Genomic DNA, 6553 nt, shown 5'->3' on the forward strand with positions numbered 1-6553 from the left:
CGATAAGGTAATTACTTGATCTCTCGTAGTGGCACAAATCGAACCGATATAAATGGCACAGTTTGAACCGAAATGACTGGCACTATAACTCCGAAATCATTGGCACAAATCGAACCGAATTAACCAACTTGATTATTTAAACCGGATTCAATTTGTAAATACTACGATGAAGAACTATAAAAAGAGGTTATAATATTGGAGAGATTAAATTAGTAACCATTGACTTTTATTAGAATATAAAAAATAAAATACAAGGAGTCAAGATGAGTTCTGTTTCTACATTGATGAAATTTAACAACTGGTTAAGAAAATTATATTTTTTTCTGATAAAATCATTCGATAAACTAGTATTACTTCTATGTTGAGAAATGCCCTTAGAGAATTAAAAAAAAGGTGATTAGTTTTCTAAAGAACTAATTGATCAAAGTTTTTGATAGTGGTTTTTTTGTATGTTAACTTCCAGCCTAGAGAATTCGTAAGAATATATATTTTTTGTAGCTCACTAAGCAAACGATTTTCTGCATTAGATTTTAAGGTAGAAGCTTTGATTTTCTTGTTTAATTGAAGAATCACTTCTTTTTGTATCAGATTATGATCTTGTGGGGTAAACTGGTTAAAAAAATCTTCTTCCAGATCATGGTATTTTATATCTGGATTAATAGTGATTTCTGCTTCAGGTATTTTAGTAATAGTGAGTGTCTTAGTATTCATATCAATACTGTGTTTAATCTTACTCAGGTCATAAGAAACAATTACAGATGCATTAACCACGACTATTGCTTTCTTCTCCGCAGTGAGTATATCAAGATAGTATTTTTTAGCATCTTTATACGTGATAACTTCTGAGAAATGACCTTCGGTTACTATAAGTTTACCTACATTTTTGATCTGATCTAAAATAAGATCAGAGGATTGTATTTCTGTTTTTTGAGTTTTAAACTTAGAAACAAAATAAGTAATGCCTAGAGCAATAAATGCTGCAAGTAAGGCACCTAGAAGAAAATTACGCATACACTTTTTAGTCAGTTCTCTATAAATGTACATAAAAAATAGCCTTCCTGATAAAAAGAAAAGCTATTGGTGTATGTAATCTCATTTCTGGTTTTAAAATACGCAAATAAAAAACAGCTATTTTTTGTTAAGACAAAAACGGGAATTGAGAAATAATCATGACTATAACATCTTATTGTTTCAGAATATTAACGAAAAAGAGCAAATTTGAATAGGGAATCATAAGAGTATGTTTAAAAAGAATACAAATTGAAAAATCAATAGTTTGAGATTCTGAGGACACTTCAAATGATGAGAATATCGAGATGTTTTAATTATTTGAAGTAAGCTCACGGTTCTTAAAATATTTGTTTTCAGGAAGTAAGGTTTTTAAACAAGCTCTAAATCAGAACTATCATAAAAGTATAATCATCTTATTTCCGGAGGGTATTTTTGTAAAATTGCAGTAACAATTTTATTCATTTTTTCCTGTTTTCTATCTACATTTTCGGTTAAAGCAGCAGTTCCCATTCCTTGCCAGATCAGCTCTTTTTTAGAAGCATCAATCAGGTCAATATATAAAGTGCCTTCTGTAACTCTCGAAACAGAGTTGAAACCAGGACCACCACCCCAAAACCAAGGATTCCAACCCCAGCCATATCCAAATCCATATCCAAAATTGTTTTGATATACATTTACATTTTCTTTGGTTTTAGTAAAAATACTAACCAATACATCAGGATTTGCCGATTTTGTAAACCCTTTGGCACTCATGTCTGATTCGATAGCTCGCAAAATACGCTTTTTGTCTAAATCACTAATTTCAGCCTTATCGATTCCAGGTTTGAAAAAGGCATAACTTTTATATCCATTAAAATTAGCTTGCTTATCATAGTCTGAAGCCACTCTAACACTAGAACAGGAGCTTAACGTTATGATAAGGATCAATGAGAGAAGAGAGAAAAATTTCATAATCCTTTATTTTTTATAAGTTTAACAATGATTTTTTTAGAGTAAACTATTACAATAATCATACCACGAAAAATAGAGTAAACTATATAGTACGATACTTATTCGTTTTTTTATCATAGCCATAGGGGCAATGCTTACAGCCACTCTCACAGCAATATCCTCGTTTTAGATGATATTGCTCGGTAAAACATCTATATCCTTCTGGTGTAAGGTAATAATCTCCTTCTTCAGGTTTTGGTATTCTTTTTGGATTGTTCATCCCTACAAAAATACTATCTTGCAGCTAGATGCCAATTTTAGTTAACAAATATTTGATAGGTCGTTATTTTGTAGGAATAGCCTTATGGCCTTTTATTGTTATTAAAGATCATCGTCTTAAAGAGGATAAGGTTTTCTTAAATCATGAAAAAATACACCTTAGACAGCAAGCAGAACTCCTTGTAATACCGTTTTATTTTGTTTACTTGTTCGAGTATATTATTAGACTATATCAGTATAAAAATTCTCAGGAAGCTTATCGTAATATTTCTTTTGAGCGTGAAGCTTATGAGATGGAAGATAATTTATCATATTTAAAAAATAGAAAGCTATGGAGTTTTATGAAATACTTATAAATGATACTTTTCTGTTTTTTTTAAATTAAGTTGTAATTTTACAATAGGATATAGAATATTTAATTAGATGCAATTTTTTTCTTCAGAAGGTAAAGAATCAAGAAATGAAGAAATATTTCACCCTATTTTAAAAGAATCAGGAGTGTCTTTATGTATTAAACGTGAAGATCTGATTCACGAATATGTTTCAGGGAATAAGTTTAGGAAATTGAAATACAACCTTTCTGAAGCCAAAAGATTAGGTTATGATACATTACTTACTTTTGGAGGAGCCTATAGTAATCATATTGCTGCTGTTGCATCTGCAGGAAGGTTGGTGGGTTTAAGGACTATTGGGGTGATTAGAGGTGAAGAGTTATTAAATGACCTGGAAAAAACCTTAGCTGAGAATGCTACATTAATGTTTGCTTCAGCCTGTGGAATGCGCTTAAAGTTTATATCAAGAGGAGCATATCGAGAAAAAGGATCTTCCTCTTTCTTAGAAGGATTACAAAAGGAGTTTGGAAGATTGTATATCATTCCCGAAGGAGGAACAAATGATCTTGCGATAAAAGGTTGCGAAGAAATTCTAAATTCTCAGGACTCTCAGTATGATGTGATTTGCTGTGCTGTAGGCACCGGAGGGACAGTTTCAGGAATTATTAATAGTAGTTTGATACATCAGAGTGTTCTGGGTTTTCCTGCGTTAAAAGGTAGTTTTCTTACTTCAGAAATCAAAAAATATACAAAAAAGACAAACTGGGAATTGGTAGAAAAATATCATTTTGGCGGATATGGTAAAATAAACAAGGAGCTAATAGAGTTTATAAATACTTTTAGAAGTAATCAAAATATATTGTTAGATCCAATTTATACGGGAAAGATGATTTATGGGCTTTTTGATATGATACAGAACGGTGTTTTTACAAAAAATACTCGTATTTTAGCCATTCATACTGGCGGATTGCAAGGTGTGGATGGGATGAATAATAAACTTGCAAAAAAGAGACTTCCCCTTATTAATATTTAAAATGAACATGAGGAAATTTATACTGTTGTTTTGTTTAACCGCATTTTTGATATCATGCGGGAGTAGTAGAAAAGCAACAACTTCGAGAAAAGAAACTCCTTCTGCCAGAAAATCAGAAGTAAAGAAAGAAGTGGTCAGAGTGAATGAATCTAAAAAAGAAACTAAAAAACCTCTTGCAACAGCTCCATACAAGGAAAGAGTTCAGAATTATATATATGAATATGCTAGTATCGCCAAGAACGAAATGACATCTTATGGCATTCCTGCCAGTATTACATTGGCTCAGGGGATTCTGGAATCTGGTGCAGGTTATGGAGAACTCACGGGAAAAGCCAATAATCATTTTGGGATTAAATGCCATGACTGGACAGGAGAAAAGGTTTACCATGATGATGACCGTTCTCAGGAGTGTTTTAGGAAATACGATAAGGCCAGTCAATCTTTTAGAGATCATTCCTTGTTTCTTAAAAACAGGAAACGATACGCTAAGCTCTTTACATATAAGCAAGATGATTATAAATCGTGGGCATACGGTTTAAGAGCTGCAGGTTATGCGACAGATAAAAAATATCCGGCTAAATTAATCAGTATAATAGAGCGGTATCAATTAGATGCTTTTGATGATGAAGTATTAGGGAAACGCCCGCTGGCTGAAAAACCGACAAAACCAATCAAATCTGTTTCTAAACCAGTTAAAGAAGTATCACGAATAGCAACTCCAAGTGTTCCTGTATCCAGGAATAGTGATGAATATATTGTCCAGAAAGGAGATACATTATATTCAATATCCAGAAAACTTAACCTTAAGGTTTCAGAACTAAAAGCTTTTAATAAACTGAAAGATAATAATATCGGCATTGGGCAAATACTAAAAATAGCACCTTATGACGAAGATGATGAATTTTAATTCAATATGATTTACAAAAGAAGTAGCGAACTGTTTACAGCGGCTCAAAGAGTAATTCCAGGAGGGGTTAATTCTCCTGTACGTGCATTCAAAGCAGTAGGAGGAGATCCTATTTTTGTAAAAGAAGCAAAAGGAGCTTATTTATATGACGAAGACGGAAACCGTTTGATTGATTATATCAATTCCTGGGGACCTATGATTTTGGGACATGCACATCCTCCGGTAGTGAATGCGGTAATAGATAAAGCCAAAAAAGGAACTAGTTTTGGAATGCCCACAGAAATCGAAACTCAGATTGCAGAACTGGCTGTTTCTATGGTTCCTAATATAGATAAGATAAGATTTGTAAACTCGGGTACAGAAGCTTGCATGAGTGCTGTGAGATTAGCTCGTGGTTTTACTAAAAAAGATAAGATCATTAAATTTGCCGGTTGTTATCATGGGCATAGTGATTCCTTTCTGATTCAAGCGGGTAGTGGAGCAGTAACCTTTGGTAGCCCAAATAGTCCGGGTGTTACAGAAGGAACCGCAAAAGATACATTGCTTGCCAGGTACAATGACCTGGAGCATGTAAAAAGTATTATTAAGTCTAACAAAGGAGAGATTGCTTGTATCATAATAGAGCCTGTAGCCGGTAATATGGGATGTATTCCGCCAGTTAAAGGTTTTCTTGAAGGGCTAAGATCTCTTTGTGATGCTCACAGTATTTTGTTGATTTTTGATGAAGTAATGACCGGATTTAGATTGGCAAAAGGAGGTGTACAGGAACTATTGGGAGTAGATGCTGATATTGTAACTTTTGGTAAAGTAATCGGAGGTGGACTTCCAGTTGGTGCTTTTGCAGCGAGAGAGGAGATTATGAATTACCTGGCACCCTTAGGTCCGGTTTATCAAGCAGGGACATTAAGTGGTAATCCATTGGCAATGGCGGCCGGATTGGCTATGTTAAAAGAATTAAATAACAATGTTACTATTTTTGATAGTATCAACAAGAAGACGGAATATTTGCATCAAGGAATAACCAAGGTTCTAGAAGATAAAAAAGTAGTACATACCATCAATAGAATTGGATCCATGATTTCAGTTCATTTTTCTGAAAACCCTGTTGTTGATTTCGAAAGTGCTGCAGAAGCTAATAATGAAACTTTTAAGAAATTCTTTCACGGAATGCTGGATCATGGAATTTATATTGCACCAAGTGCTTTTGAGACTTGGTTTATTACAGAAGCGCTTAGCTATGATGATCTGGATGAGACTATAAAAGCTATTTCCATCACTGCAGAAAGTTTATAAAAAATAAAGAGAGTCAGTTTTTATAGGACTGACTCTTCATTGCTTGTGGTAATGTATACTTTTTAAATTTAAGATCTACCTTCTGTGATTTCTTTATAAAAAATCTCATATTGTTTTGGGCTTAATATCTTCTTCATTTCATCATAAAAAGTGGTCTTTTTACTAATGCTTTTAGCATTGCTGCTTGACTTGTTTTTTCTTTTTTCAAAAAGCTGGAACAAAACATTTTGTTGCTGTTGAGATAAATCCAGGGTTATTGTATATTGTTCAACAATTTCTTTTGGAGTTCCAGAAAAATCATGGTTGCTATTTTTAGCAAGTTTTTCCTTTTGAGCAATTGCTGAGACCGATGTCAATAATAACATCCCAACTAATAGGGTTAAAAATTTTGTATTCATATTGGAGCATTTTAATATGTTTCTAAGAAAAAAACACGGTATATTCTTGTAAAAATACTATTTTTTATTTTAAGAAGAAAACTCATTTAAAATGAACGTATACCATACCTCAAATGAAATTACCCGTAAAAATCATTTCTTTTTGTTCCTCGTCTGAACTAAAAAATAATTTGATTCAGTTTACGGTGATTTCTTTTAAGGGCTTGTATTATCTATTTTGATACCAATTCTGATCTGAATTTGTATGATACTCCCAATGCTTAGGACAGCTTAAAGATATTTTTAATTTCTAAGAAGCCATTTGTTTTTGGTAAAATATTTGATTTGGGGGTACTTTTCCAATTTCAGTATGTCTTCTTTTGGTGTTGTA

At 32.9% G+C, this 6553-nt stretch carries 8 protein-coding genes; 4 read left to right on the forward strand and 4 right to left on the reverse strand.

The window, feature by feature from the left end; translation table 11 throughout:
- Nucleotides 1–405 precede the first annotated feature (405 nt).
- The 3 genes from F0000_RS26180 to F0000_RS27990 all read right to left on the reverse strand — a co-directional run bounded on the left by F0000_RS26180 (nucleotide 406) and on the right by F0000_RS27990 (nucleotide 2221).
- Complete coding sequence (locus F0000_RS26180; protein WP_149627659.1) at nucleotides 406–1011, reverse strand: DUF4230 domain-containing protein; 606 nt, start codon at nucleotides 1009–1011, stop codon at nucleotides 406–408.
- 408 nt (nucleotides 1012–1419) lie between these two features.
- Entirely contained in the window at nucleotides 1420–1962 is a 543-nt protein-coding gene (locus tag F0000_RS26185) for a DUF4136 domain-containing protein (protein ID WP_149627660.1), read from the reverse strand.
- Nucleotides 1963–2044: 82 nt separating this feature from the next.
- Nucleotides 2045–2221: a DUF5522 domain-containing protein gene (locus F0000_RS27990; RefSeq protein WP_188112297.1), complete on the reverse strand. Its 177-nt coding sequence runs from the start codon at nucleotides 2219–2221 to the stop codon at nucleotides 2045–2047.
- A 28-nt stretch (nucleotides 2222–2249) separates the two neighbouring features.
- Between F0000_RS27990 and F0000_RS26190 the strand changes: the two genes are divergently transcribed.
- From F0000_RS26190 to hemL, 4 genes are all read left to right on the forward strand, one after another.
- The gene (locus F0000_RS26190) at nucleotides 2250–2576 is read left to right on the forward strand and encodes a hypothetical protein (RefSeq protein WP_149627661.1); all 327 of its coding nucleotides are present in this window, start codon (nucleotides 2250–2252) and stop codon (nucleotides 2574–2576) included.
- Between the two features lie 67 nt (nucleotides 2577–2643).
- Nucleotides 2644–3585, forward strand: coding sequence for a 1-aminocyclopropane-1-carboxylate deaminase/D-cysteine desulfhydrase (locus F0000_RS26195; RefSeq protein WP_149627662.1), 942 nt, complete (start codon nucleotides 2644–2646; stop codon nucleotides 3583–3585).
- A 7-nt stretch (nucleotides 3586–3592) separates the two neighbouring features.
- Entirely contained in the window at nucleotides 3593–4492 is a 900-nt protein-coding gene (locus F0000_RS26200; RefSeq protein ID WP_149627663.1) for a glucosaminidase domain-containing protein, read from the forward strand.
- A 6-nt stretch (nucleotides 4493–4498) separates the two neighbouring features.
- Nucleotides 4499–5785 carry a glutamate-1-semialdehyde 2,1-aminomutase gene (gene hemL, locus F0000_RS26205; protein ID WP_149627664.1) on the forward strand — a complete coding sequence of 429 codons (1287 nt, stop codon included), beginning with the start codon at nucleotides 4499–4501 and terminating at the stop codon, nucleotides 5783–5785.
- Between the two features lie 68 nt (nucleotides 5786–5853).
- On the opposite strand, the gene F0000_RS26210 is transcribed toward hemL, so the two are convergent.
- A complete protein-coding gene (locus tag F0000_RS26210) occupies nucleotides 5854–6183 on the reverse strand; it encodes a hypothetical protein (RefSeq protein ID WP_149627665.1) in 330 nt (109 codons plus the stop codon).
- Nucleotides 6184–6553: the final 370 nt, after the last annotated feature.

The organism is Aquimarina sp. RZ0 (genome assembly GCF_008370685.1).
In the GTDB taxonomy this organism is placed as follows: Bacteria; Bacteroidota; Bacteroidia; order Flavobacteriales; family Flavobacteriaceae; genus Aquimarina.

Bases quoted from the DNA above. Each gene is read 5' to 3' on its own strand.
- F0000_RS26195 (WP_149627662.1), top strand. From the start codon at position 2,644: ATGCAATTTTTTTCTTCAGAAGGTAAAGAATCAAGAAATGAAGAAATA.
- F0000_RS27990 (WP_188112297.1), bottom strand. From the start codon at position 2,221: ATGAACAATCCAAAAAGAATACCAAAACCTGAAGAAGGAGATTATTAC.
- F0000_RS26210 (WP_149627665.1), bottom strand. From the start codon at position 6,183: ATGAATACAAAATTTTTAACCCTATTAGTTGGGATGTTATTATTGACA.
- F0000_RS26185 (WP_149627660.1), bottom strand. From the start codon at position 1,962: ATGAAATTTTTCTCTCTTCTCTCATTGATCCTTATCATAACGTTAAGC.
- F0000_RS26180 (WP_149627659.1), bottom strand. From the start codon at position 1,011: ATGCGTAATTTTCTTCTAGGTGCCTTACTTGCAGCATTTATTGCTCTA.
- F0000_RS26200 (WP_149627663.1), top strand. From the start codon at position 3,593: ATGAGGAAATTTATACTGTTGTTTTGTTTAACCGCATTTTTGATATCA.
- hemL (WP_149627664.1), top strand. From the start codon at position 4,499: ATGATTTACAAAAGAAGTAGCGAACTGTTTACAGCGGCTCAAAGAGTA.
- F0000_RS26190 (WP_149627661.1), top strand. From the start codon at position 2,250: ATGCCAATTTTAGTTAACAAATATTTGATAGGTCGTTATTTTGTAGGA.